The following is a 25,538-nucleotide window of genomic DNA, read 5'->3' as shown; positions in this document are numbered from 1 at the left end:
CATCGTACCGAGCGTGACCGGGCCCCACACGTCCTTTCGCGCAGGGCTCAGGCCGGCGTCCACCCGAGCTCGGCGCCCGCGATGACGTGCCCGTGCACGTGGAACACGCTCTGCCCGGCGCGTGGGCCGGAGTTGAAGATGAGCCGGAACTGGCCGTCGGCCTGGTCGCCCGCGACCTCGTCGGCGAGCGCGACCACGTCCGCGAGCAGCGCCGGGTCGGCCGCGGCGAGCTGGGCGATGTCGCCGTGGTGGTCGCGCGGCACGACGAGCACGTGCACGGGAGCCTGCGGGTTGATGTCGCGGAAGGCGATCGCACGGTCGCTCGTCGCCACGACGTCCGCGGGCAGCTCGCCCGCGACGATGCGGCAGAAGAGGCAGTCCGGGTCCGTCCGGGGTTCGGTGCTCGTCATGCGCCCGAGGGTAGTCCAGGCCCGGCGGCCACGCCCCAGCGGCCGAGCCGCTCGGCGAGCAGCGCGACGGCGACGGGTCCGGCGGTCGACGTGCGCAGCACGTGCGGGCCCAGCCGGGCCGCGACCGCGCCGGCCGCCGTGAGGTCGGCGACCTCACGGTCGGAGATCCCGCCCTCCGGGCCGACGACGACCAGCACCTCGGGCGCCGACCCGCCGTCCGCGGTCGCGCCGTCGGGCAGCGCGACGTCGGCGAGCGGTGTCGCCGCCTCCTCGTGCAGCACGATCGCGCACCCCCCGCGCGCGACGACGTCGGCCGCCCGGGCGGCGAGGCCGCGTGAGTCGAGGGCCACCTCCACGTGCGGCAGGCGCGCGCGACGCGCCTGCTTCGTCGCGGTGCGGACGGTCGCGAGCCAGCGCGCGCGGGACTTCGCGGCGCGCTCGCCCCGCCACACGACGACGGAGCGCTCCGCCTGCCACGGGACCACGACGTCGACCCCGATCTCGGTGGCCGCCTCGATCGCCATCTCGTCACGGTCGCCCTTGGCCAGGGCCTGCACGAGCGTCACGACGACGGCGGGCGCGGGCTCGCGGTCGACCTCCTGGACGAGCAGGGTCACGCGGCCCGCGTCGGCGTGCTCGACGACGCAGCGCAGGCGCAGCCCGGCCCCGTCCACGACGTCGAGCCGCTCGCCCGTCCCGCGGCGCTGGACGACGCCCGCGTGGCGTCCCTCCGCCCCGTCGAGGACGTAGCGGTCGCCGGGCGCGACGGCGTCGAGCCCGGTCTCGGCGAGGAACACCGGAGCACTCACGCGCCCGCCCCTCTCAGCGCCCGGAGAGCTTGTCGCGCAGGCGCGAGAACACGCCCGGGTGCGCGGCGGACAGGCGCGGCTCGGGCCGCTCCTCGCCGCGCAGCGTCGCGAGCGTGCGCAGGAGCTGCTCCTGCTCCTCGTCGAGCTCGCGCGGCACCTGGACCTCGATGTGGACGTTGAGGTCGCCACGACCGCTGCCGTGCAGGTGCCCGACCCCGAGGTTCTTCAGCGTGACGATCTGGCCCGGCTGCGTGCCCGGGCGCAGGTCGATCTCCTGCGCGCCGTCGAGCGTCTCGAGCTCGAGGACCGTGCCGAGCGCGGCCGCGGTCATGGGCACCTGGAGCGTGCAGTGCAGGTCGTCGCCGCGGCGCACGAACGTGTCGTGGTTGCGCTCGCGGATCTCGACGTAGAGGTCGCCCGCGGGGCCGCCGGCCGGGCCGACCTCGCCCTGCGCGGTGAGCTTGATGCGCGTGCCGGTGTCGACGCCCGCGGGGACGTTGACGGTGATGGTGCGGCGGCTGCGCACGCGGCCCTCGCCCGAGCACTCGGCGCACGGCTCGGGGATGACGGTGCCGAAGCCCTGGCACGCGGCGCACGGCGCGCTCGTCATGACCTGGCCGAGGAACGAGCGCGCGACGCGCTGGACCGTGCCGCGGCCGTGGCACACGTCGCACGTGCGCGGGGAGGTGCCCGGGCGACAGCACGAGCCGCCGCACGTCCCGCACACGACCGCGGTGTCGACCTGAAGCTCGCGCTGCGCGCCGAACGTCGCCTCGGACAGGTCGATGTCGAGCCGCACGAGCGCGTCCTGGCCGCGCCGGGCGCGCGGGATGGGGCCCTGCTGCGCCTGCCCGCCGCCGAAGAACGTCTCGAAGATGTCCTGGAAGCCGAAGCCGCCGCCCATGGGGCCGGCGCCCCCGCCGGGGGCGCTCGGGTCGACGCCGAGGTCGTACTGCTGGCGCTTCTCGGGGTTGGAGAGCACCTCGTACGCGCGCGCCACGTCCTTGAAGCGGTCGCCCGCCTCCTCGCCCGCGACGTCCGGGTGCAGCTCGCGCGCGAGCTTGCGGTACGCCTTCTTGATCTGGTCCTGGCTGGCGTCGCGCGCCACGCCCAGGATCTCGTAGTAGTCGCTCACACGTCACTCTCTGCTGGTGCGGGTCGTGAGGCCGGCACGGGGCCGGTCGTGAAGGGTCTGGTGCGGGTCGGAAGACCGGCGCGGGGCCGGTCGTCGAGGGTGCCCGCCGCGTGCGGGGAGGCCGCGGCGGGGCTCACGTGCCGAGCACCCGTGACAGGTAGCGCGCGACGGCGCGCACCGCCGCGATGGTCCCGGGATAGTCCATGCGGGTCGGCCCGATCGAGCCGACGAGGGCGACCGTGTCACCGTCGTTACCGTAACCGGTCGTCACGACGGAGGTCTCCACGAGGCCCTCGAGCTGGGTCTCGTGCCCGATCCGGACGCTCACGCCGGTCTCCGCGGCCATCTCCGTGAGCAGGCCGAGGAGGACCACCTGCTCCTCGAGCGCCTCGAGGACGGGGCGCAGCGCGTGCTCGAACCGCATGCCCGCACGGGCGAGGTTCGCCGTGCCGGCGAGCACGAGGCGCTCCTCGCTCTCCTCCGCGAGCGTCTGGGCGACGAGGTCGCCCACGGCGCGCACGAGCGGGGCGTCGTCGGGGTGGAAGCTCTCCGTCACGGCGGCGAGCCCCGGCGCGAGGTCGGTGAGGCGCTTGCCGGCCGCGGCGGCGTTGAGCCGCGCGCGGACCTCGACGAGCGTGCCCTCGTCGGGCACGCTCGCGACCTCGAGCGTGCGCTGCTCGACGCGCCCCGTGTCCGTGATGATGACGACGAGCAGGCGCGACTCGCCGACCGGCACGAGCTCGAGGTGGCGCAGCCCGGACCGGCTCAGGGACGGGTACTGCACGACCGCGACCTGACCCGTGAGCTGTGCGAGCAGGCGCCCGGCGCGCGCGATGACGTCGTCGAGGTCGACCCCCTCTGAGAGGAAGGTCTCGATCGCGCGCTTCTCCGGTGCCGACAGCGGCTTCACGCCTGACAGGCGGTCGACGAAGAGGCGGTAGCCCTTGTCCGTCGGGATGCGGCCCGCGGAGGTGTGCGGCTGCGCGATGAACCCGGCGTCCTCGAGGGCCGCCATGTCGTTGCGGATCGTCGCGGGCGAGACGCCGAGGCTGTGCCGCTCGGTGAGCACGCGCGACCCCACGGGCTCGCGCGTGAGGACGTAGTCCTCGACGATCGCCCGCAGCACCTCGAGCCGGCGCTCCTCGCTCACGTCCACCTCCGTGTGCCGCGCCGTCGCCGCCCCGGGCGGGCGCGCGGGCGTCGGCACTCTCGACCTCCGAGTGCCAATCCTACGCGTCCGCGCGGCCCGTCCCGCGGTCCTCCGCTCGTCGCGAACGCAGGTCCACGAGCCCGACGACGAGCGCGAGCGCGACGAGCACGATCGTCACGAGCAGCGCGCGCCCCGTCGCGTGCGCCGCCGTGTCGCCGCTCGCCAGCCCGCCGTAGTACACGGACAGCACGACCGAGATCCCGACCGCCGACCCGATGCGCTGGCCGAGCTGGAGCATGCTCCCCGCGACGCCCGCGCGGCTCACGGGGACCTCGGACAGCGTGAGGGTCTGGTTCGGCGCGATGACCGTGCCGCTGCCCGCCCCGGCGACCAGCAGCGCGCCCGCGAGCGCCGGCCCGACGGCGCCGGGGTCGTCCCCGAGGAGCCGCACCACGGCGTCGGCCGCGACCACCCCGACGAGGACGAGCAGCACGCCGCCCACGACGAGCTGGCGACCCCACCGCGCGACCCACCGGCCCGAGAACCACGCGGAGACTCCCGACGCGACCGCGAACGGCGTCCCGACGAGCCCCGCCTGGAGCGGCGTGTACCCGAGCTCGTCCTGGAGGTAGAGCGTGACGACGAGGAAGATGCCCGTGAAGCCCGCGAAGTAGGCCAGCCCGAGCAGCGCCCCGTTGCGGAACGACCCGAGCCCCACGACCTGCGGGTCGAGCACGGCCTCCCCCGTGCGCCGCTGGTACCGCCGCTCCCAGACGACGGCCGCGAGCCCGGCCACCGCGGCGGCGACCAGCCACCACCAGCGCGACGCGTCGTCGCCCTGGCCCGTGGTCGTGACGAACGGCATCATGACGCCGAGCGTCGCGGCGCCCAGGAGCGTCAGCCCGACGAGGTCGAGGCGGCGCGGGCCCCGTCTGGTCCGCGCGTCGGCGGGCGGCGGACCGGGCACGAGCCGCCACGCGAACGGCAGCAGGACGGCGACGACCGGGAGGTTCACGAGGAACACCCAGCGCCAGCCGTCCGCGGAGCCGGCCGCCGCGATGATGAGCCCGCCGAGCAGCGGGCCGAGCGCCGTCGAGACGCCGATCGTCGCGCCGAACATGCCGAACGCCCTGCCGCGCTCGAACCCCGAGAACTGCTGCTGGATGAGCCCGACGACCTGCGGGTTGAGGATGCCCGCGCTCACGCCCTGGAGCAGGCGCGCGACGCCCAGCCACGTGTCCGTCGGCGCGAGCCCGCACGCGAGGCTCATGAGCGCGAAGCCCACCAGGCCGGCGATGAACAGCGAGCGCCGGGCGCCCGCGTCCCCGAGGCGGCCGGCGGGCACCAGGGCGAGCCCGAACGCGAGCGTGTAGCCCGCGACGACGAGCTGGAGCTCCGTGGGGCCGGCGTCGAGCGACGACTCGATCGACGGGAGGGCGACGTTGACGATCGAGACGTCGAGCGTCGTGACGAATCCCACGGCGAGGCAGACGGGCAGCACGCGCCAGCGGTTCGGGTCCGGTTCGGCGCGCTGCGGGCTCACCGCTCCGTGGTACCACCCCGGCCCGGCACCGCGCGCGTCGGGGCCGCACCCGGGGCCGCGTGCCGAGATCGGCCCGAGTGTCCGAGATCGGCCCTCGGGAGGTCGATCTCGCGACGCACGGGCCGATCTCGGCGGGGCGCGTCCGGCGCTGACCTAGGGTGACGGCGTGTCCTTCGACCGGTATGGCTCCGACGTCCTCGGCGGCACGCCCGCCCCCGCCCACCACCGCGCGCGACCGGTGTCCCGACCGCAGGCCGCAGAGCGCGGGCTCGTGGTCGAGGAGGTGCAGACGGGGTGGGTCGGCGCCGTCGTGCGCGTCGAGAAGTCGGGCGGCATGCACGTGGTCGTGCTCGAGGACCGCGCCGGCCGCACGCGGACGTTCCCGCTCGGGCCCGGGTTCTGGGTCGACGGCGAGCCGGTCGAGCTCACCGCGCCCGTCACGTCGCGCGCCCCCGCCGCCCCCACGCGCACCGCGTCCGGCTCGCGGGCCGTCGTCGGGCAGCGGGCGCGCGTGGCCCGCGGCAGCCGCATCTGGGTCGAGGGCAAGCACGACGCCGAGCTCGTCGAGAAGGTGTGGGGCGACGACCTGCGGGTCGAGGGCGTCGTCGTCGAGCCGCTCCACGGCGTGGACGACCTCGCGGCGGCGCTCGCGGACTTCGGCCCGACGCCGCAGCGCCGGGTGGGCGTGCTCGTGGACCACCTCGTCCCCGGGAGCAAGGAGCGGCGGATCGCCGACGAGGCGCTGCGCCGCTCCCCCGCAGGCACCGTGCTCGTGCTCGGGCACCCGTACGTCGACGTGTGGCAGGCCGTGAAGCCGGCGCGCGTCGGCCTCGACCGCTGGCCCGTGATCGAGCGGGGCACGGAGTGGAAGCGCGGCATCCTGCGCGAGCTCGGATGGCCCGCGGACACCGCCGAGGACGTCGGCCGCGCGTGGCAGCGCATCCTCGGCACCGTACGCACGTACGCGGACCTCGAGCCGTCCCTGCTCGGCCGCGTCGAGGAGCTCATCGACTTCGTCACGGCGCCCTGACCTCGCCCCGGGGTCCGGACGCACCGCGCCCCGGCACCGACGGGCGGCACCGGGGCGCGGTGGACGGGCGACGACGACCGGCCGTCAGACGGCGGGCACGCCCCCGGTGAGGCGGCGGTAGGCGAAGCCGACGGCCACGTAGCTCAGCGGGATCGTGACGAACAGGCCGAGGCCGCACGGGATCGCGCCGAGGATGTTGATGCCGAAGAGCGCGAGCAGCAGCAGGAACACCTGGCCGAAGTTCTTGGCGACGAGCGAGAAGCTCGTCCGGACCGCGGTGATCGCGTCGACGCCCTGGTCGAGCGCGACGTAGTAGACGAACGCGGAGAAGAGCAGCACCGCGAGCCCGGGCAGGATGCACAGGATGAGCCCGACACCCGTGAGGATGCCGACGATCAGCGCCGCGAGCAGCACGTTGACGACGTTGCCGATCCGGAAGAACGCCGCGACGTCCGGGCGGCGACCGTCCACCTCGTCGAGCGCGCCGCGCGTGAAGATCGCCGTGACGAGGTAGCTGATGACCGTGCCGACGATCCCGAGCAGGACGCTCGCGAACGTGACGCCCGTGACCGCGGCGAAGTTGGTGTCCGTGTAGTCGAACTGGTCCTGGAACCGGTCGAACCCGCCCGTGATGAGGTTCCACGCCACGTTGACCGCGATGAAGATGAGCGCGACGAGGATCCACGGCCCGAGGTTCGAGGTGACCTTGCGCCAGCCGTAGGAGATCGCCTCACCCACCGCGAAGGCGGGTCCCGTGTACCCGGGCTGGGCGCCGTAGCCGCCCGCCGCCTGCGGGTACGAACCCGGCGGCGGAGGATAGGCGCCGGACGGGGGCGGGTAGGCGCCCGGCGGCGGGGTCGTCGGGCCCGGGGCCGTGGGGTCGCCCGGCGCGCCCGCGGGAGCCCCGTAGGCACCGGGCGCGCCGTACGCGGGCGGGCCCGACGGCGGCGCGGCCGGGTCCTGCGGTGCGCCCCAGGCCGGCGGACCCGACGGCGGGGCGGCCGGGTCCTGCGGTGTCGCGTCGCCCGGTCCGTACGGCGAGGCCGGCGGAGCGTCGGGGGTAGCGGGTGGTGGGCCTGCGGGCTGGTCCGGCGCCGGACCGGCGGGCGGCTCTGCGGGCTGCTGCGGGGTGCCGGAACCGTCGCTCGGCGTCGGCTCGTCGTCGCGGGGCGGCTGACCGCCCGGGTTCGTGGGGTCCGTCATGGTGCACCTCGTTCCTCGTCGTCACGTGCTGCGGGCAGCACGCGTCCTCGACGTGCTCGGTCCTATCCTGGCTGCTCAGAGGCCTGGGCGCGCGGCGAGCACCGCGACGCCCACCCTCCTCAGACGGGCTGCTCGGCGTTCAGGCGTCGGTACACGTACGCCGTCGCGATCTGGGCGACCGGCAGCGCGACGAGCAGGCCGACGTAGCACAGGAGCGTCCCGACGAGCTGCGCGAGGTACACGCCGAGGAACAGCAGCACGACCGTGCCGAGGTTCCTGCTCACGACCGTGAAGCTCGCCTTGAACGCGTCGAAGACGCCGAGCTTCTTGTCGATGACGTAGAACAGCGTGAACTGGGCGAAGAACACGAACACGATCGGACCCACGATCGTGATGGCCAGCACGCCCGTCGCGAGCCCGATGAGGAGGGCGGCGAGGATCACGTTTCCGAGGTTCGGGTACCGGAAGAAGTCCGCGTACTCGAGCTTCTTCCCGCGGGTGACCAGGAGCGACACGTTGACCACCGCGGCCTGCACGAGGAAGCCGAGCACGACGAAGATCGCGACGAACAAGAACGTGCCGAACCCGAACGCGAACCCGCCCGCCGTGCTGACCTCGCCGGTGACCGGGTCGACGGTCGTCTGCGCCGTCCCGACGAGGATCGCCCAGAACGCGACCGACAGGCCGGCGAGCACGGCGACGTACGTGAGGACGCCGCCGAGGATGACCCCGACGTTCTGCGTGAACCTGTTCCAGCCGTAGGAGAACGCGTCCTGCACCTGGACCGTCTGCCCCGGGTAGCCCGGCTGCCCGTACGGCGCGGCCGGCGGTGGGTAGCCGGGCCGCCCGCCGTACGGCGGCTGCCCCGGCGGCTGCTGGCCATGCTGCTGCGCGGGCGACGGACCCGCGGGCGGCGGGTACGCACCGGCCGGCGGAGCCCCGTACGGCTGATCGGGCGGCGGCCCGGCCGGGGGCGGGTACGCACCCGCGGGGGGAGCGTCGTAGGGCGGGGCCGCGGGCTGCGCGGGGCCGGGCGGCGTCTGCGGGGCGGGCGGGCTCTGGGGTGCGGGAGGTTCGTGCGGCGCCGGCGGCTCCTGGGCGGTGGGCTCCTGGGGCGGGACCGGCGGCTCGGCCGCCGCGTACGGGTTCTCGGGCGCCGGGGCGTCCGACGGGAGCTGCGGCTCGTTCTCGTCGCGCGGCGGGCCGCCTGCGGTGCTCTCGCTCATGGGTCTCCTCGGACGGTCGACGGGCCGCGGTGAAACCGCCGCCACGCACCGGATGTGGACGTCGTGTGTCGGTCGCACATTTCGCTGTCGCCGTACAGCCTCTCGGGATTCCGCCGACGACGCTAGGGGAAACGCCGGGCGGAACGGCCGGGGGCAGAAGTCACCCGGCGCCCCCACGGGCGAGACCGCACGACGTGCCGCAGGGTCAGCTCGTCGCGGAGCCCAGCGCCGCCGCGCGGGTCAGGCCGTCGACGACGACCGCCGTGTACGTCGTCCCGCCGGCGTCCGTGGGGTGCACGCCGTCCGGGCCGAGCACGGACGGGTCCGCGGCCACCGCGGCCGCCCAGTCCGCGACGACCACGCCGGGGTGCCGGCCCGCGGCGGCGGCGATCTCGGCGTTGGTGCCCGGGACCCACGGCCTGTCGGCGTACCCGGTGACGAGCACGACGCGGTGGTCGGGCCCGATCGCGGCGAGCAGCTCGTCCATCGCCGCGGCGCTCGCGGTGCTGTTCGTCCCGAGGGAGACGACGACGTAGGGCCGCAGCGCGCCTGCGTCGCGCGCGGCGGCGAGCGCCGCCGGTCCGTCCTTGACCTGGCGCGAGACCGCGCCGTCGACGTAGGCGCCCGGGAGCGCGGACATGAGCGCGGGCGCGCTCGCGAGCGTCACCGAGTCGCCGACGACGGTGACCTGGTCGCCCGTCGGCGCGGCGACCGGCGCTGCCGGCACCTCGTCGGCCCCGGGCTCGGGGTCCGGTGCGGGCGAGGCGGCCGGCTCCGGCCCGGCTCCGCCTGCCGGTGCCGCCCCCTCCGGGGCGACCGCCTCCGGAGCGGCCTCCGCCGAGGCATCCGACGCGGACTGCGTCGCCCGCGCGGCCTGCTCCCCCGCCGCGATCTGCTGCTCCACGCTCGTCGTGGCGGGTGCCGTGAGGATCCCGGCGGCGGAGAGGCCGACGACGAGCGCGCACGACGCCGCGAGCGCCCAGCCCCGGCGCGAGAGGACGTGCGGTCCGGCCTCGTCGGACGTCGGCCGGAGCCGGCGCGCGAGGTCGCGCGCCGCGCCGCGCAGCCCGCGCCGCAGGACGGGCCGCTCGACGTACCGGAAGGAGAGCGCCGCCGCGACGACCGTCACGGCGAGCGTCACGACGACGACGAGCGGGTGCACCGTGCCCGGCGGCACGGGACCGACCACCGTCCCGATCGAGGCCGCGGCGAGCACGAGCACGGGCCAGTGCCACAGGTAGAGCCCGTACGACCGCCGTCCGACCCAGCCGAGCGGGCCGCGGTCGAGCTGCGTGCCGAGTCCCGGCAGGCAGACGACGGCGTTGAGCACCGCGGTCGCGGCGACGGCGCACACGAGCAGCCCGCCGCGGTAGGCGAGCGCGTCGTCCCAGCGCATCGTCGCGACCGCGACCACGAGCACGACCGCGCCCGCCACGCCGGCGGCGAGGACGGCGAGCCGGCCGCGCGGCGTGCGCACGCGCGGACCGCCCGGCAGGAGGGCGTGCGCGTCGGCGCCCGATCGGGCGTCGCCGTCGGGCCGTTGGACGGGGCGCACGTGCCAGAACGCGAGCGCCGCCCCGGCCATGAGCGCGAAGAGGTGGGTGTCGGTGCCGACGTAGACGCGCGTCGGGTCGGTGCCGGGCGCGTAGAGCAGCGCCATGAGGGCCGCGGACGCCAGCCCCAGCCCGGCGACGATCCACGGCGCCCGGCGGCGCAGGGGCCGCACGACGCTCAGGAGCACGACGGCGAGCGGCCACAGGAGGTAGAACTGCTCCTCGACCGCGAGCGACCAGAGGTTGCCGAAGAGCTGCGGGAGCAGGGCTCCCGAGTAGGTGGCGCCGCTCGCGACGTCGACCCAGTTGCTCGTGAAGGTCGCGGCGCCGAGGAGCTGGGGGCCGATGCCGACGAGGACGTCGCCGCCGACGACCGCCGCGGCCGCCGTGCACACCGCGACGACCAGCACGAGCGCGGGGAGCAAGCGGCGGGCGCGCCGCGCCCAGAAGGCGCGCAGCCCCACGTGGTGCCGGTCGCGGTGCTCGCGCACGAGCAGCGTCGTGATGAGGAAGCCCGAGAGCACGAAGAAGACGTCGACCCCGACGTACCCGCCCGGGAAGGCGGCGGGGGCGAGGTGGAACGCCACCACGACCACCACGGCGAGCGCCCGCAGGCCGTCGAGCCCCGGCATCCGGCGGTAGCGCACGGTCGGTCGGCCCGGCCGTCGACCCGCGCCGGGGGCGCGCACGTGCCCGACGACGCGAGGCTCCTCGAGCGTCGGGCGACCGGCCCCCGCAGGGGTCGTCCCGGGTCGAGGTGCCTCGTGGGTCGTCGTCACTCGTCCGTGATCTCCCGTACCACCGTGTCCGCCAGCAACCGTCCTCGCAGGGTGAGCACCGCGCGTCCCGCGATCGCCGCGCGGCCGTCGAGGAGCCCGTTCGCGACGAGCCCGGCGACGGCGCGCCGTCCGGCCGGGGACAGGACCGCGAGGTCGAGACCCTCGTGCAGCCGCACGCCGAGCATGGCCTGCTCGAGCCGTCCCTCGTCCCGCGTGAGGAGCTCACGTCCTGCGGCGGGGCTCGTGCCCGCCTCGAGCAGCGCCGCGTAGCGGCGCGGGTGCTTCACGTTCCACCATCGCACGCCGACCCGCGGGTCCTGGACCGACGCGCCCGTGTCGTCGGTCACGGTCGTCGGGTCCGTCGCCGGACCGGTCGTCGCGTGCGCGGGGCCGGCCGACGGCGCGGCGACGTACGAGTGCGCACCGGGCCCGATCCCCCACCAGTCGTCGCCCCGCCAGTACGCGAGGTTGTGGCGGCAGCGGTCGTCGTCGGTCCGGGCCCAGTTGCTCACCTCGTACCAGGTGAGCCCGGCGGCGGTGAGCAGCTCATCGGCGAGCTCGTACTTCGTCGCCTGGTCGTCCTCGCTCGGCAGCGCCACCTCGCCGCGCCGCACCTGGGCGGCCATCTTGGTCCCCGCCTCGACCACCAGCGCGTACGCGGACACGTGGTCGACGCCCGTCGCGAGGGCGGCGTCGAGGCTCGCCCGCCAGTCGTCGAGGCTCTCCCCCGGCGTGCCGTAGATGAGGTCGAGCGAGACCTGGAGGCCCGCGTCGCGCGCCCTGCGCACGACGTCGGGGATGCGCCGCGGGTCGTGCGTGCGCTCGAGGGTGGCGAGCACGTGCGGGACGGCGGACTGCATGCCGAACGAGACGCGCGTGAACCCGGCCTCCGCGAGCTCCGCGAGGGACTCCGGCGTCACCGAGTCGGGGTTGGCCTCGGTCGTCACCTCGGCGTCGGGCGCGAGGCCCCACGCGTCGCGCACGCCGTGGAGCAGGCGGCCGAGGTCGCCGGCGGGCAGGAGCGTGGGCGTGCCGCCACCGACGAACACGGTCGACACCGGCCGCTCGGGCAGGCCGGCGTCGCGCAGGACGCGCGCCGCGAGGTCGATCTCGCGCAGCGCCGTGCTCGCGTACGACGCCTGGCTCGCGCCCCCGCCGAGCTCGGAGGCCGTGTAGGTGTTGAAGTCGCAGTACCCGCACCGGACCGAGCAGAACGGGACGTGCAGGTAGACGCCGAAACCGCGCGACGCCGTCGGGCCCGAGGCGCCCCCGCCCGCCGCGACCCACGCGGGGAGCGAGCCGTCGGGCGGGACCGGCTCGCCGTCGGGCAGGGCCGGGCTCACTTCTTCGACTTGTCCTTGGCGTCCTTGCCGCCCGCGGCGTCGGAGGAGAGCGCGGCGATGAAGGCGTCCTTCGGGACCTCGACGGACCCGATGTTCTTCATGCGCTTCTTGCCCTCCTTCTGCTTCTCGAGCAGCTTGCGCTTGCGGCTGATGTCGCCGCCGTAGCACTTCGCGAGGACGTCCTTGCGCATGGCGCGCACCGTCTCGCGCGCGATGACGCGCGCGCCGACGGCCGCCTGGATCGGCACCTCGAACTGCTGGCGCGGGATGATCTCCTTGAGCTTCGCCGTCATCATGACGCCGTAGTCGTACGCCTTGTCCTTGTGCACGATCGCGCTGAAGGCGTCCACCTGCTCGCCCTGGAGCAGGATGTCGACCTTGACGAGGTCGGCCACCTGGTCGCCCGAGGGCTCGTAGTCGAGCGACGCGTAGCCGCGCGTGCGGGACTTGAGCTGGTCGAAGAAGTCGAACACGATCTCGGCGAGCGGCAGCGTGAAGCGCAGCTCGACGCGGTCCTCGGACAGGTAGTCCATGCCGAGCATCTGGCCGCGGCGGTCGTTGCACAGGCCCATGACGGTGCCGACGAACTCGCTCGGCGCGAGGATCGTGGCGCGCACGACGGGCTCGCTGACCTGCTTGATCTTGCCGCCCGGGAACTCGGACGGGTTCGTCACCTTGACGAGCGTGCCGTCCTCGAGCGTCACGTCGTAGACGACGTTCGGTGCGGTCGAGATGAGGTCGAGGTCGAACTCGCGCTCGAGCCGCTCCCGCACGATCTCCAGGTGCAGGAGGCCGAGGAACCCGACGCGGAAGCCGAAGCCGAGCGCGACCGACGTCTCGGGCTCGTAGTTGAGGGCCGCGTCGTTGAGCTTGAGCTTGTCCAGCGCGTCGCGCAGCACCGGGTAGTCGGTCCCGTCGATCGGGTACAGGCCCGAGAACACCATCGGCTTGGGGTCGGAGTAGCCGCCGAGCGCCTCCGCCGCGGGCTTCGCGGAGTTCGTCACCGTGTCGCCGACCTTGGACTGGCGCACGTCCTTCACGCCCGTGATGAGGTAGCCGACCTCGCCGACGCCGAGGCCCTTCGTGACGATCGGCTCGGGCGAGATGACGCCGATCTCGAGCAGCTCGTGCGTCGCGCGCGTCGACATCATGAGGATGCGCTCGCGCGGGTTGAGGTTCCCGTCGATGACGCGCACGTACGTCACGACGCCGCGGTACGTGTCGTAGACCGAGTCGAAGATCATCGCGCGCGCCGGGGCGTCGGCGTCGCCCACCGGGGCGGGCACGCGCTCGACGATGCGGTCGAGGAGCGCCTCGACGCCCGCTCCCGTCTTGCCAGAGACCTTGAGCACGTCGTCCGGGTCGCCGCCGACGAGGTTCGCGAGCTCCTCCGCGTACTTCTCGGGCTGCGCCGCCGGGAGGTCGATCTTGTTGAGCACCGGGATGATCTCGAGCTCGTTCTCCATCGCGAGGTACAGGTTCGCGAGGGTCTGCGCCTCGATGCCCTGCGCCGCGTCGACGAGCAGCACGGCGCCCTCGCACGCGGCGAGCGAGCGCGAGACCTCGTACGTGAAGTCGACGTGCCCCGGGGTGTCGATCATGTTGAGCGCGTGCGGGGTCTCGACGCCGTCCTCGACGACCCCCCACGGCATGCGCACGGCCTGCGACTTGATCGTGATGCCGCGCTCGCGCTCGATGTCCATGCGGTCGAGGTACTGGGCGCGCATGGCACGCGGCTCGACGACACCGGTGAGCTGCAGCATGCGGTCGGCCAGGGTCGACTTGCCGTGGTCGATGTGCGCGATGATGCAGAAGTTCCGGATCAGCTCGGGCGGCGTGGCCGCAGGCTGGATACGGGTGCTCAGCTGGGCGCTGGGGATCGGGGACAACGCGGGTGCGCTCCTGGGAGTGGCGTGCGGGTCGGGCCCGCGCCCGTGGGACGGGCGCGCCGACGGTCGCTCTCGGGCTGGCGGGAACCCCCATTGTCCCACGTCCGGCGTCGGGCCGGTCCGGACCCTCCCGTCCGTCCTGCCGCCGGGCGGTCCGCCGGCCGCCCTGCGAGACGGCGCCACCCGCCCTAGCGTGAGTGGTCGGCCGACGTCGCTCGCCGGCCGGTCGACGAGAGGAGCCCCCATGGCCGCCCCGGACCTCACCGGACGCCGCGTGCTGGCGATCGTGACGAACTACGGCGTCGAGCAGGACGAGCTCGTGGTCCCGCTCGAGCACCTGCGCGGCGAGGGGGTCACCGTCGACGTCGCGGCCACCTCGGCCGACGACGTGCGGACGCTCGTGGGCGACAAGGACCCCGGGCTCGCGGTCACGCCCACGCTCACGCACGCCGACGCCGACCCCGCCGAGTACGACCTGCTGCTCGTGCCCGGTGGCACGATCAACGCCGACGCGCTGCGCCTCGAGGACGATGCCGTGAGCCTCGTCCGCGCGTTCACCACCGCGGGCAAGCCCGTCGCGGCGATCTGCCACGGCCCGTGGGCGCTCGTCGAGGCCGCGGCCGTCGAGGGCAAGACGCTCACCAGCTACCCGTCGCTCGAGACCGACGTGCTCAACGCGGGCGGCGCGTGGGTGGACCGCCCGGTCGTGCGCGACGACGACGGCTACACGCTCGTCACGTCGCGCAACCCCGGCGACCTCGACGACTTCCTGCGCGCGGTGGACGCCGTCCTGGCGGCCTGAGCCGCTCCGGTGCCGGCGCCAGGTCCCGACATCCGGCCCATACTGGGCACGTGACGCTCGACCTGGACCACCTCGCGCTGCTGCCCGACCTCCAGGGGTCGTTCCTCGCCGGGGTCCGTGACATCGATCCGGACGTGCCCGTGCCGACGTGCGGGCCGTGGCGAGTGCGCGACCTCGTGCAGCACCTCGGGTACGTGCACCACTGGGCCGCCGCGCAGGCGCGTCGCGAGGAGGACACCCCCGTCGACCCCGCGCCGTCGGACCTGCCCGCCTTCTACGCGCAGCACGCGGGAGAGCTGCGCGCGACGCTCGGCGCGCTCGACCCGGACACCCGGGCGTGGACGCTGCTCGAGCCCGACGACCCCGGCTCGACCGTGCGCTTCTGGCACCGGCGTCAGGTGCACGAGACGCTCGTCCACCTGCACGACCTGCGCGCCGCCGTCGGCTCCGTGGTGGACGACGTCGCACCCGCCGTCTGGGCGGACACCGTGGACGAGGTCGTCACGGTCGTGCAGCCTCGCCAGGTCCGGCTCGGGCGGACGGCGCCGCTCGCCCGACCCGTCGCGCTCCGGGCGAGCGACACCGGGCGCACGTGGTTCCTCGGCGGCGCCGACCCGGTCGCGACGGCGTCCGCGCCCGCGCGCGAGCTCGCGCTCGTCGTGTGGGGGCGGCTCGGGCCCGACGAGGCAGGAGTCGTGGTCGACGGCGACACGGACGCGCTGCGCGCGGCGCTCGCGGAGCACATCACGCCCTGAGCCGGCTCCGGCCGGGTCAGCCCAGCCGCGTCACCTCGACGGTCACGTCGAGCTCGCTGCCACCCGTGCCCGCGTACACGCCCTTGAGCGGCGCGACGTCGAGGTACTCGCGCCCCCGCCCGAGGGCGACGTGGTCGCGGCCCGCGGGGCGTCGGTTCGTCGGGTCGAACCCGTACCAGCCGCCGACCCACCACTCGACCCACGCGTGCGACTCGCCCGCCACGGTCTCGCCCGTCCCGGCGTCCGGGCGCGGGTGGAGGTACCCGGACACGTACCGCGTGGGGATGCCGAGGCTGCGCAGCGCGCCCGCGCACAGGTGCGCCAGGTCCTGGCACACGCCCTGGCGCGCGTCCCACGCCTCGCGCGCCGGCGTGTGCGCGGTCGTCACGCCCGGGACGTACTCCAGGCGGTCGCGCACCGCGAGGCAGATCTCCTCGGCCGCGGCCTGCGGGTCGCGCCCGCCGGCGACGTCGAGCGCGAGGGCCGCGACGTCGTCGGGCACCGCGGTCGTGGGCGTGTCCCCGAGGAACGCGGCGTAGGCGTCGAGCACCCGGTCGCCCCCGAGCTCCGTCCACGAGACGGCGGCGACGGCCGGGCCCCGGCGCTCCTCGATCTCGACCGTGCTCTCCGCCCGGACGACGAGCTCGCGGTGCGGCTCGAGCACCTCGAACGCGGTCACGGTCGTGCCCCAGTAGTCGACGTAGTCGTGCGACCACGTCTCGGCGCGCACGTCGACCGTGGCCGAGAGCACACGCTGCCCCCGACCGGACGACGGCGTGAGCCGGGCCTCGTTGTACGACGCCGTGACGTCGTCCGCGTACGAGAACCCGGTCGTGTGGACCACGTGCAGCACGCTCACAGCGCCTCCCCCACCCAGGTCGTCACGGCGCCGGACGGGAAGTACCGGGCCCGCACCGCGTCGGACGCGCGCGAGCACGCCCGCTGCACCTGCTCCATCGCCTCCGGGAGCGTCGCGAGCAGGTCCGGGAGCCGTGCATACTCGAGACCCGTGCGCACGAGCCCGAGCTCGCGTCGCGCCTCGTCGGCCACGCCGTGCCGCCCCTCGAACGGCCCGAGCTCGCGCAGGCACGCCTCCGCCGAGTCGAGCGCGTGCACGACCGAGCGCGGGAAGAGCCGGTCGAGCAGGAGGAACCCGGCCGCGCGCTCGTCCGAGGCGAGGCCGCGGTTCGCCCGCAGGTACGACTCGTACGCGCCGCACGAGCGCAGGAGCGTCGTCCAGCCCGGCCCGGCGGCACCGAGGCGCGCCTGCGTCGTGACGAGGCGCGCGGTCATGTCGGCGCGCTCGATTGAGCGCCCGAGGATCATGAAGTGCCACGTCGCGTCCCGGCTCGTCGCCGAGTCCATGAGCCCCGCGACGATCGCCGCCCGCTCGCGCACCCACGAGAAGTACTCGTGCGGCGGCGCGGTGCGGATCGACCCGAAGAGCTGGTTGCGCGTGGTGTTGAGGCACTCCCACAGCTCGGTCGACACGATCTCACGAGCCCGCCGCGCGTTCTCGCGCGCCGCGACGAGCGCGCCCGCGATCGACGACGGGTCGAGCTGGTCGTGCGCGAGCAGGCGCAGGACGTGGGCGCGGTCGACGAGCGTGCCGTCCGCGGGGACGGGGTGGTCCATGACCGCCAGGAGCGAGCGGCACGCGAGGTCCTCCTCCGCCCACGGGTCCTCCGAGAGCATCTGCACGTGGACGTCGAGGATGCGCGCGGTGTCGTCCGCGCGCTCGACGTAGCGACCGATCCAGAACAGGGACTCCGCGATCCGGCTCAGCACCCGTCCACCTCCGTACCGCTCGCTCCCGCGTGCCGTCGTTGTTGCTGTTGTTGCTGTTGCTGCTGCTGGGCGCTGCCCCCGCCCTCGTCCTCGGGGTTGGTCGCGATCGGGACACCGGGCGCGGCGGTGCCCGGCGCCGCGGCACCGGGCACGGCCGGGCTCGCCCCGGTCCCCGGGGCACCCGCCACCCCGGGGGACGCCGCGACGTCGGACGGGCGGCGCTCGTCGCGCGCGAGGACCCACGTGTCCTTGGAGCCGCCGCCCTGCGAGCTGTTGACGACGAGCTGGCCCTCCGGCAGCGCGACGCGTGTGAGCCCGCCCGGCAGGACCCAGACGTCGCGGCCGTCGTTCACCGCGAAGGGGCGCAGGTCGACGTGACGCGGGCGGAACGCGCCGTCGACGTAGGTCGGGGCGGTCGAGAGCTGCACGACGGGCTGCGCGATCCAGCCGCGCGGGTCCGCCTGCAGCCGTGAGCGCAGGGCGTCGAGCTCGGCGCGCGAGGCCGCCGGGCCGACGACGATCCCCTTGCCGCCCGACCCGTCGACCGGCTTGACCACGAGCTCGTCGAGCCGGTCGAGCACCTCCGCGAGCGCCTCCGGCTCCTGGAGCCGCCACGTGTCGACGTTCGCGAGGACGGGCTCCTCGCCCAGGTAGTAGCGGACCAGGTCGGGGACGTAGGTGTAGACGAGCTTGTCGTCGGCGACCCCGTTGCCGACCGCGTTGGCGATCGTGACGTTCCCGAGCCGGGCGCACGTCATGAGCCCCGGAACCCCGAGCACGGAGTCGGGCCGGAACTGGACGGGGTCGAGGAACTCGTCGTCCACCCTCCGGTAGACCACGTCCACGCGGCGACGCCCCTCGGTCGTGCGCATGTAGACGCGACCGCCCGCGCAGAACAGGTCGCGGCCCTCGACCAGCTCGACCCCCATGAGCCGCGCGAGCAGGGAGTGCTCGAAGTACGCGGAGTTGAACACGCCCGGGGTGAGCACGACGACGGTCGGGTCCGGGACGCCGTCGGGCGCGGACGCGAGCAGCGCGGCCAGGAGACGCTGGGGGTAGTCGACCACCGGGCGCACGCGCAGGCTCGAGAAGAGCTCGGGGAACGTGCGCACCATCGCGCGGCGGTTGGTGACGACGTAGCTCACGCCGCTCGGCACGCGCACGTTGTCCTCGAGGACGCGGAAGCCCCCGGCCTCGTCCCGGATCAGGTCGATCCCCGCGACGTGCACCCGCACGCCGTTCGCGGGCTCGATCCCCCACGCCTCGCGGTGGAACTCCGACGACGACAGGACGAGGCGCTGCGGCACCACGCCGTCCGCGACGGCCCGCTGCGGGCCGTACACGTCGGCGAGGAACGCCTCCAGCGCCCGGACCCGCTGCGCGACGCCGGCCGTCACGACGTCCCACTCGTCCGGCTCCACGACGCGCGGCACGACGTCGAGCGGGAACGGCCGCTCCTCTCCCGCGAAGTCGAACGTCACCCCCTGCGCGAGGTAGGCCCGAGCGAGCGCGTCGGCGCGCGCCGCGACCTCGCCCGCCGTGAGACGCGTCATCGTCGCGTGCACCCGTTCGTAGCGCGGGCGCAGCGAGCCGTCGCGGTCGAGCATCTCGTCCCAGGCCCGCGAGACCGGGTAGTCGTCGAACAGGTCCGCCATGCGCGCACGCTAGGACGCCCCCGATGCCGGGGAGTCACGGGCGTGTGTCCGCGGGGTAACGAGGCCCCGTCCCGCGTGACCGGGGCGGACCGGGACCCGGGCTCGTCCGGCCTTGGGTAGATTGCGCGCGTGGCGAGGAATCGATGGCTGGGACTGCTCGGCGACGCGGCGCGTGCGGTGGTCAAGGAGCTCACGCGGGGGTCGGGAGGACGTGGCGGGACCGCGGCGACCCGCACGCCGGGACGCGAGCGGACGACGTCGAGGCGCGAGCGGGCTTCGTCGGGCAGCACGCCGCGGCCGAGCCCGGGGCCGAAGCCGGGGCCTCGTCCCCCGGCGCGGCCCGCGGCGTCCGGCTACCCCGGCGACTACGGGGGCCGGGTCCGTGCGCAGTACGCGCCGCAGCTGGACGGCGACCCGGACCCCGGAGAGATCGTCTGGACCTGGGTGCCCTTCGAGGAGGACTTCTCGCAGGGCAAGGACCGGCCGGTGCTGCTCGTCGGCTCGGACGGGGCCTGGCTGCTGGGCGTCATGCTCACGAGCAAGGACCACTCGCGCGACGCCCGCGACGAGGCCCGATGGGGCCGCTACTGGCTCGACATCGGGTCGGGCCCGTGGGACGCCCAGGGTCGTGACAGCGAGGTCCGGCTGGATCGCGTGATCCGCGTCGACCCAGCCGCTGTCCGACGCGAGGGCGCCGTCGTGGGGCGCGACGTCTTCGACCGTGTGGTGGCGGGGATCTCGCAGCATCGCTGACCCCGCGGACCGGGAGCCCGACAGGGGACGCGACGCGGCGACCTCACGGCGTCGTCCGGCGGGGATCCTGCGGATTGGAGTTCGGACCACGACCGCTGGTAGTCTTGGTGGTCGCGTGTCCGCCCAGGTCGGCGGGCACAGCCCCAGCACCTCTCCACGGGTTCCCCACCCCAGTCCCGGAGCTGGAGCCGCCCTCTACGACCTATCCGCTCGCTCCGGCGAACAGAACCAGAGAGTCCACACGTGGCAAACATCAAGTCCCAGATCAAGCGCATCCGTACGAACGAGAAGGCTCGCCTGCGCAACAAGGCGGTCAAGTCCGAGCTCAAGACGTACGTGCGCCGCGTGCGCGAGGCCGTCGCCGCGGGCGACAAGGACGCGGCGAGCACCGCGCTCCAGGCTGCGTCGCGCAAGCTCGACAAGGCCGTCTCGAAGGGCGTCATCCACGCGAACCAGGCCGCGAACCGCAAGTCGGCCATCGCGAAGGCCGTCAACGCTCTCTGAGCGCACGGTTCGCCCGCGTCGGCGTGACACGCTGAGCGTCACGACGGCCGCACAGGCTTCCCACGGAGGGGCGCCGACCCGCACGGGTCGGCGCCCCTCTGTGCGTGCAGTGAGCGAACGCCCCTACCCGGCGAGGTAGAGCCCTGGTCCGGCGAGGTAGAGGCGTGGTCCGGCGAGGTAGAGGCGTGGTCCGGCGAGGTAGAGGCGTGGTCCGCCGCTGCCGGCCCGTCGAGCGCGCTCAGCGACCGTGGGCGCGGGCGATGGTGAGGACCGCGCGCTCGACGGCGAAGACCGGGTCCCTCCCCGCGCCCTTGACCTCGGCGTCGGCCTGCGCGACGGCGCTGATCGCCGTCGCGAGGCCCTCCGGGGTCCATCCCGCGAGCTCGCGGCGTGCGCGGTCGACCTGCCAGGGGGCGAGTCCGAGGTCCTTGGCGGCGATGCCGCCGCGGCCGCGCATCGCGCCGACCTTCGCGAGCGCGCGGAGCTTCATCGCGAGCGCCGCGACGAGCGGCACCGGGTCCGCGCCGGTCGCGAGCGCGTGTCGCAGGAGCGCGACGGCCTCCCCCGCGTTCCCTGCCACGGCCGCGTCGGCGACGCGGAAGCCGGTCGCCTCGACCCGGCCGCCGTAGTAGCGGTCCACGACGGCCTCGCTCACGGTGCCGTCCGTGTCAGTGACGAGCTGGTTGCAGGCCGCGGCGAGCTCGCGGAGGTCGTTGCCGACCGCCTCGACGAGCGCGCGCACCCCCGACGCGTCGATGCGTCGCCGGGCGCGGCGAAACTCGGCGGTGACGAACGCGGTCTTGTCGGAGTCCTTCTTGATCGCCTCCACCGCGACGACCGGCGCGCCGCTCGCCTTGATCGCGTCGAGCATGCGCTTGCCGCGCACACCGCCCCCGTGCACGACGACGACGGTCGTCTCCGGATCGGCCGTCGGGACGTAGTCCACGACGTCGGCGACGAGCGCGTCGGTCGCCGCCTCCGCGCCCTCGACGACCACGACCTTGGCCTCACCGAAGAGGGACGGGCTCGTGGCGACCGTGAGCATGCCCGCCTGGTAGGTCGCCCCCTCCATCGTGACCTTCTCGACCTCCGGGTCCCGCTCGCGCGCGAGCCCGACGATCGCGTCCACGGCGCGCTCGGCCAGGAGCGACTCGGGTCCCTGCACCAGCACGACCGGCGCGATCCGGACGTCGTCCCACGCGAGCGACGGGCCGGCGGACGGGCGGGCGGTACGGGTCGGCGCGGGCATGGCACCAGCCTCCCACGAGCCACCCACCGCGCGAGAACGCTCGCACCCGCCCACCCGCCTCGGACACCACCGAAGACCTTCCACCACGGCCCCTGGGAAGCATCCCCCGAGGCCGACCGCACCGGCCGCCTCAGCCGCACCCGGCGGCGGCGAGGAGTCCGTCGCGCACGACGAGCGCGAACGTCCCGCAGGTGTCGGTCCGCAGGACCGTGGCGCCCACGCCCCGGTAGAGGTCGAGGGCCCGGTCGGTCGGGTGGCCGTAGGTGTTCTCCCCCGAGCTGACGAGCGCGACCGTCGGGGAGAGCAGCTCGGCGAGGCGGTCGGACTGTGTCGCCGATCCGTGGTGCGCGACCTTGACGACGTCGACCGGACCGGAGCCGCGCTGCGCGAGGGTCCGGGCGAGCGCAGCCTGGCCGGCGTCCTCCAGGTCGCCCAGCGCGACGACGTCCATCCCCGCCACGTGCAGGAGGAGCGCCACGCTCGCGTCGTTCGCGCCGCCGTCGGACTCCGTGAGGGCGGTAGGTGCCGTGCTCGGGCGCGCGGCGCTCGTCGGCACGCCGCCCACCCCGGCCTGGAGCACCTCCCACCGCACGCCACCGGTGCCGGGATCTCCGGACGCGCCGGCGTCCTGACGACCGTCCACGTCGTCGACGCCGCCCGAGCTGCCGGTGGCGCCCGGCTGTGCGACCTCGACCGGGACGCCCGCGCCCGTGAGTGCGGCGAGCGTGCGCTCGGCCTGCTCCGGCGGATCGGCCGTCGCGGTCACGAGGGCGCGCGCGACGGCCCGGCCGCGCAGCACGGCGTCGAGACCGCCCACGTGGTCGGCGTGGAAGTGGCTGAGGACGAGGAGGTCGACCCGGTCGACGCCGAGGCGGTCGAGGCAGCCGCCGGCGGCGGCTCCCGGTGGCCCCACGTCCACGACCACCGCCGACCGGGGTCCGGAGCGCAGCACGAGGGCGTCGCCCTGCCCGACGTCGCACGCGACCACAGCCCAGTCCTGCGGCACCGGGCCGGTCGTCACGACGAGCGGGCGCACGAGGGCGACGACGAGCGCCACCAGGCCCACGACGGCGAGCGCTCCGGCCACGACCTGCCCCGGGGACGGGCGCGGCCGCCTCGGCGTCGTGCCGGGCCAGCCCTTGCCTCGGCGGTCGCCGGACCATCGTCGCCGGGTGACGCGGACCACCCGGGCGGCGCGCTCGCGCAGGGGTGGTGACGACGCTCGCCGGGCGGCGCGCCGCTCCCCGGCCTCGCGCAGCGCGCGCGAGCGGAGCACGACGGCGAGCAGCACGACGGTCCCGAGCGCGAGCAGGACCAGCCCACCGACGCCCCCCGGCCACGGCAGCCGCGCGCCGGGGAGACCCGCGAACGCCTCCGCGACGCCGGCGATCCACCCGGTGAAGATCCCGGCGGCCCACCCGAGCGCCGTCGCCGCGGCGGGCCACCACGGCGCGACCACGGTGGCGAGGACGCCCAGGACGGTCGCGGGACCGAGCGCCGGGGCCGCGAGCAGGTTCGCGGGGACGGACCAGGTGCTCACGCTCGGGTCGAGCAGGACGAGGACGGGCGCGCACGCCGCCTGGGCGGCGACGGGCACCGCGACCACTTGCGCGGTGGTGCGCCCGCACCACGGCGCGAGCCGAGCAGCGAGGGGCGACGTGAGCAGCGCGAGCCCGGCCGTCGCCGCGACCGAGAGCACGAAGCCGTACGAGCGGGCGAGCGCGGGGTCGAGGACGAGCAGCACGACGACCCCGGCCGCAAGGGCGGCCACGGCGCGCGACGGCCTGCCGAGCGCGATGCCGACCACCCCGACGACGCCCATCGCGGCCGCCCGCAGCACGCTGGGCTCCGGGTGGACGAGCACGACGAAGCCCGCCATGGCCGCACCGGTGATCAGCACGCGCGCCCAGCGGGGCGCACGGGCGAGGACGCACAACCCGGCCACGCAGGCCACGACGATCGCGAAGTGCCCGCCGGACACGGCGGTGACGTGCGTGAGCGACGTCGTCCGCATCGCGTCGGCGAGCACGGGGTCGAGCCGTGAGGTGTCGCCGACGGCCACGCCCGGGACGAGACCGCGCGCCTGCGGGCTCAGGCCCTCGGTCGCGTCGAGGAGCCCGCGGCGCATCGCGTGCACGCCGCGCAAGAAGACGCCCGGAGGCTCGACGACCCGCGGCGGGCCCTCCGTCCGGAGCATCGTCCGGTCCCCCTGGACCGCGAGCCGCCCCGTGACCACGACGGACGCCCCGTACGGGAGGCCCTCCCAGCCGTCGCCGGTCCCCGTGACGACGACGGTGCCCCCCGCGGCGGTCGTCACGCCACGCGCGGTGAGGTCGTGCAGGGAGACGCGTACCTCGTGGCGGTCGGTGGCACCCGACCACGGGTTCGACCGCGGCACGACGGCGGAGCGCACGGTCGCGGTGGCCGTCGCCGTCGCACCCTGGCCGGCGAGGTCGGCGAGGGCCTGCCGGTCGGCGAGCTGCGCGCCCGCGGACAGGAGCACCGCCGCCACGCACGCGACCACCAGGGCGACCTGTCCCAGCACGCGTCCGGTCAGGCCCCACCGCACGGGCTGGCCCGTTCGGACGGGCTGGCCAGGCCGGACGGGCCGGCCCGGGCCCGACGGGCGTCGTCGGTCTCCCGGCCCCGACGGCACGCGCGCGGCGCGTAGGGACGTGGCGGTTCCCGGGCCGGCCGCCGTCCCGCGGCGGGCTCGTCGCGCGCCGAGCAGCACCCCACCGAGCACGACGCCCAGCAGCGCGGCGGCGAGCGACGCGCCGCGCAGGACCGCCACCGGCGCCGCGCCGACCGCGAGGAACGCCGTCCCCCAGGCCGCGAGCGCCGCCGGGACGAGCCGCAGGTCGGTCACACGCGGACGAGGTCGCGCACGTCCGCGAGGACGGCGGGCCCGATCCCGCTCACCTCGCCGAGCTCGTCGACCGTCGTGAACGGACCGTTCTCCTCCCGCCACGCGACGATGCGCTCGGCGAGCACGGGCCCGATCCCGGGCAGCGCGTCGAGCGCCGCGGCGTCGGCCGCGTTGAGGTCCACCGCTCCGCCCGCGGTGGTCCCGGCCGCAGGTGGTGCCGACCCTGCGGCGGGCACCGCCTCACCGGGTCGCGGGACGACGATCTGCTCGCCGTCCGTCACCGTCCGGGCGAGGTTCAGCGCGGCGAGGTCGGCCTCGGCCGTCGCACCGCCCGCCGCCTCGAGCGCGTCCGCGACGCGCGCGTCGGCGGGGACGGTCACGAGTCCCGGCGTGGCGACCTGGCCCACGACGTGCACGACCACGCCGCCCGACGGTGCACCCTCGGCCCCGGTGCCCGCTCCCCCGCCAGCGGCTCCGGCCGGCTCTGCGGTACCGCCGTCGGTCGTCACACCGGCGCCCGCCGGGGCGACGGGCTCCGCGTCCGGTCCCGGCGCCGGACCGCCGGCCGCCGTCGTCTCGAGCGGCGCGACCGGAGTGACCCCTCCGGCCGGGGACCGCAGCAGCACGACCCCGGCCGCGAGGAGGAGCACGACCACCAGGGCGGCCACCGCCGTCCGGGGACGCAGCGCCCACCGGCGGCGCCCCTCCTCGCCGAGCCCGGCGAACCCCGCGTGCGACGTGGGGTGCCCGTACGTCGCGGTGTACGCGGTCGCCGCGGTCTGGGCCGCACGGGACCGCAGCGTGTCGACCGCCACGTCGCCCGGACCCGCAGGACCGGCGTCGTCCGTCCCCGGCTCTCCGGCCACGTCCGCGCGCCTGCTCTCGTCCACGTCGGGACGCGGCGGGAGCCAACCCGTGGCGCTGTCGTCCCACCCCCGCTCACGACCGTGCTCGTGGCGCTCACCACCCTCGGGCGCGGGCGGCTCCGCGCGGCGTCCAGGCGCCGCTCCGCCCGGCGGGAGCACCGTGCCGTCGCCCACGGGGCCGAGCACCGGCGTCCCCGGACCGCCCGGCCACGGACCGACGTCGGGCG

21 protein-coding genes are annotated in these 25,538 nt (G+C 75.5%); 5 read left to right on the top strand and 16 right to left on the bottom strand.

The genetic code is table 11. The features are described 5' to 3' along the window. Window positions 1-47 precede the first annotated feature (47 nt). The 5 genes from ACFVN3_RS11315 to ACFVN3_RS11295 form a co-directional block, all read right to left on the bottom strand. Window positions 48-410: an HIT domain-containing protein gene (locus ACFVN3_RS11315; RefSeq protein ID WP_378232930.1), complete on the bottom strand. Its 363-nt coding sequence runs from the start codon at window positions 408-410 to the stop codon at window positions 48-50. Next, on the bottom strand, window positions 407-1,219 hold the full coding sequence (locus tag ACFVN3_RS11310; RefSeq protein WP_378232929.1) for a 16S rRNA (uracil(1498)-N(3))-methyltransferase: 813 nt from the start codon (window positions 1,217-1,219) through the stop codon (window positions 407-409). Before ACFVN3_RS11310 ends, ACFVN3_RS11315 begins: the two co-directional genes overlap by 4 nt. 13 nt (window positions 1,220-1,232) lie before the next feature. Continuing rightward, on the bottom strand, window positions 1,233-2,354 hold the full coding sequence (gene dnaJ, locus ACFVN3_RS11305; protein ID WP_378232928.1) for a molecular chaperone DnaJ: 1,122 nt from the start codon (window positions 2,352-2,354) through the stop codon (window positions 1,233-1,235). 133 nt (window positions 2,355-2,487) lie between these two features. After that, complete coding sequence (gene hrcA, locus ACFVN3_RS11300) at window positions 2,488-3,504, bottom strand: heat-inducible transcriptional repressor HrcA (protein WP_378232927.1); 1,017 nt, start codon at window positions 3,502-3,504, stop codon at window positions 2,488-2,490. A 79-nt stretch (window positions 3,505-3,583) separates the two neighbouring features. Next, window positions 3,584-5,047, bottom strand: a complete 1,464-nt coding sequence (locus ACFVN3_RS11295) for an MFS transporter (protein ID WP_378232926.1) — start codon at window positions 5,045-5,047, stop codon at window positions 3,584-3,586. 166 nt (window positions 5,048-5,213) lie between these two features. Here ACFVN3_RS11295 and ACFVN3_RS11290 point away from each other — a divergent pair, with 166 nt between their 5' ends. Then, on the top strand, window positions 5,214-6,077 hold the full coding sequence (locus tag ACFVN3_RS11290) for a DUF3097 domain-containing protein (RefSeq protein ID WP_378232925.1): 864 nt from the start codon (window positions 5,214-5,216) through the stop codon (window positions 6,075-6,077). A gap of 84 nt (window positions 6,078-6,161) precedes the next feature. On the opposite strand, the gene ACFVN3_RS11285 is transcribed toward ACFVN3_RS11290, so the two are convergent. The 5 genes from ACFVN3_RS11285 to lepA form a co-directional block, all read right to left on the bottom strand. Further along, complete coding sequence (locus tag ACFVN3_RS11285; protein WP_378232924.1) at window positions 6,162-7,280, bottom strand: hypothetical protein; 1,119 nt, start codon at window positions 7,278-7,280, stop codon at window positions 6,162-6,164. Between the two features lie 119 nt (window positions 7,281-7,399). Beyond that, window positions 7,400-8,506 (bottom strand): hypothetical protein, encoded by a 1,107-nt coding sequence (locus ACFVN3_RS11280; RefSeq protein WP_378232923.1) that lies wholly within the window; start codon window positions 8,504-8,506, stop codon window positions 7,400-7,402. Window positions 8,507-8,711: 205 nt separating this feature from the next. Then, window positions 8,712-10,838: an acyltransferase family protein gene (locus tag ACFVN3_RS11275; protein ID WP_378232922.1), complete on the bottom strand. Its 2,127-nt coding sequence runs from the start codon at window positions 10,836-10,838 to the stop codon at window positions 8,712-8,714. Further along, window positions 10,835-12,181 carry a radical SAM family heme chaperone HemW gene (hemW, locus tag ACFVN3_RS11270; RefSeq protein ID WP_378232921.1) on the bottom strand — a complete coding sequence of 449 codons (1,347 nt, stop codon included), beginning with the start codon at window positions 12,179-12,181 and terminating at the stop codon, window positions 10,835-10,837. The genes ACFVN3_RS11275 and hemW overlap by 4 nt, the downstream gene beginning before the upstream one ends. Then, entirely contained in the window at window positions 12,178-14,070 is a 1,893-nt protein-coding gene (lepA, locus tag ACFVN3_RS11265) for a translation elongation factor 4 (RefSeq protein ID WP_378232919.1), read from the bottom strand. Before lepA ends, hemW begins: the two co-directional genes overlap by 4 nt. Before the next feature lie 244 nt (window positions 14,071-14,314). Between lepA and ACFVN3_RS11260 the strand changes: the two genes are divergently transcribed. Both ACFVN3_RS11260 and ACFVN3_RS11255 read left to right on the top strand, forming a co-directional pair. Further along, window positions 14,315-14,872: a type 1 glutamine amidotransferase domain-containing protein gene (locus ACFVN3_RS11260; protein WP_378232918.1), complete on the top strand. Its 558-nt coding sequence runs from the start codon at window positions 14,315-14,317 to the stop codon at window positions 14,870-14,872. Between the two features lie 50 nt (window positions 14,873-14,922). After that, window positions 14,923-15,627 carry a maleylpyruvate isomerase family mycothiol-dependent enzyme gene (locus ACFVN3_RS11255; protein ID WP_378232917.1) on the top strand — a complete coding sequence of 235 codons (705 nt, stop codon included), beginning with the start codon at window positions 14,923-14,925 and terminating at the stop codon, window positions 15,625-15,627. A 16-nt stretch (window positions 15,628-15,643) separates the two neighbouring features. On the opposite strand, the gene ACFVN3_RS11250 is transcribed toward ACFVN3_RS11255, so the two are convergent. Genes ACFVN3_RS11250 through ACFVN3_RS11240 form a run of 3 tightly spaced genes read right to left on the bottom strand, consistent with a single transcriptional unit; the run spans window position 15,644 to window position 19,070 of the window. Then, window positions 15,644-16,486 (bottom strand): transglutaminase domain-containing protein, encoded by an 843-nt coding sequence (locus ACFVN3_RS11250; RefSeq protein WP_378232915.1) that lies wholly within the window; start codon window positions 16,484-16,486, stop codon window positions 15,644-15,646. Next, window positions 16,483-17,415 carry an alpha-E domain-containing protein gene (locus ACFVN3_RS11245; protein ID WP_378232914.1) on the bottom strand — a complete coding sequence of 311 codons (933 nt, stop codon included), beginning with the start codon at window positions 17,413-17,415 and terminating at the stop codon, window positions 16,483-16,485. The genes ACFVN3_RS11250 and ACFVN3_RS11245 overlap by 4 nt, the downstream gene beginning before the upstream one ends. After that, window positions 17,409-19,070: a circularly permuted type 2 ATP-grasp protein gene (locus tag ACFVN3_RS11240; RefSeq protein ID WP_378232913.1), complete on the bottom strand. Its 1,662-nt coding sequence runs from the start codon at window positions 19,068-19,070 to the stop codon at window positions 17,409-17,411. The genes ACFVN3_RS11245 and ACFVN3_RS11240 overlap by 7 nt, the downstream gene beginning before the upstream one ends. A 129-nt stretch (window positions 19,071-19,199) precedes the next feature. Between ACFVN3_RS11240 and ACFVN3_RS11235 the strand changes: the two genes are divergently transcribed. Continuing rightward, complete coding sequence (locus ACFVN3_RS11235) at window positions 19,200-19,823, top strand: type II toxin-antitoxin system PemK/MazF family toxin (RefSeq protein ID WP_378232912.1); 624 nt, start codon at window positions 19,200-19,202, stop codon at window positions 19,821-19,823. Window positions 19,824-20,066: 243 nt separating this feature from the next. After that, window positions 20,067-20,327 carry a 30S ribosomal protein S20 gene (gene rpsT / locus ACFVN3_RS11230; RefSeq protein ID WP_047232984.1) on the top strand — a complete coding sequence of 87 codons (261 nt, stop codon included), beginning with the start codon at window positions 20,067-20,069 and terminating at the stop codon, window positions 20,325-20,327. A 238-nt stretch (window positions 20,328-20,565) separates the two neighbouring features. Here rpsT and holA read toward each other — a convergent pair whose 3' ends face one another. The 3 genes from holA to ACFVN3_RS11215 all read right to left on the bottom strand — a co-directional run bounded on the left by holA (window position 20,566) and on the right by ACFVN3_RS11215 (window position 25,335). Further along, complete coding sequence (gene holA / locus ACFVN3_RS11225) at window positions 20,566-21,576, bottom strand: DNA polymerase III subunit delta (RefSeq protein ID WP_378232911.1); 1,011 nt, start codon at window positions 21,574-21,576, stop codon at window positions 20,566-20,568. A gap of 130 nt (window positions 21,577-21,706) precedes the next feature. Then, complete coding sequence (locus ACFVN3_RS11220) at window positions 21,707-24,445, bottom strand: ComEC/Rec2 family competence protein (protein WP_378232909.1); 2,739 nt, start codon at window positions 24,443-24,445, stop codon at window positions 21,707-21,709. Next, window positions 24,442-25,335, bottom strand: coding sequence for a ComEA family DNA-binding protein (locus tag ACFVN3_RS11215; protein ID WP_378232907.1), 894 nt, complete (start codon window positions 25,333-25,335; stop codon window positions 24,442-24,444). Before ACFVN3_RS11215 ends, ACFVN3_RS11220 begins: the two co-directional genes overlap by 4 nt. Window positions 25,336-25,538 lie beyond the last annotated feature (203 nt).

Source organism: Cellulosimicrobium sp. NPDC057862 (assembly GCF_042797035.1).
GTDB lineage: Bacteria > Actinomycetota > Actinomycetes > Actinomycetales > Cellulomonadaceae > Cellulosimicrobium.
This window is presented reverse-complemented; position numbering and strand designations above follow the sequence as displayed.

Excerpts from the sequence above, each read along its gene's own strand:
- ACFVN3_RS11315 (WP_378232930.1), bottom strand. The coding sequence starts at position 410 with ATGACGAGCACCGAACCCCGGACGGACCCGGACTGCCTCTTCTGCCGC.
- ACFVN3_RS11240 (WP_378232913.1), bottom strand. The coding sequence starts at position 19,070 with ATGGCGGACCTGTTCGACGACTACCCGGTCTCGCGGGCCTGGGACGAG.
- ACFVN3_RS11285 (WP_378232924.1), bottom strand. The coding sequence starts at position 7,280 with ATGACGGACCCCACGAACCCGGGCGGTCAGCCGCCCCGCGACGACGAG.
- holA (WP_378232911.1), bottom strand. The coding sequence starts at position 21,576 with ATGCCCGCGCCGACCCGTACCGCCCGCCCGTCCGCCGGCCCGTCGCTC.
- ACFVN3_RS11260 (WP_378232918.1), top strand. The coding sequence starts at position 14,315 with ATGGCCGCCCCGGACCTCACCGGACGCCGCGTGCTGGCGATCGTGACG.
- ACFVN3_RS11280 (WP_378232923.1), bottom strand. The coding sequence starts at position 8,506 with ATGAGCGAGAGCACCGCAGGCGGCCCGCCGCGCGACGAGAACGAGCCG.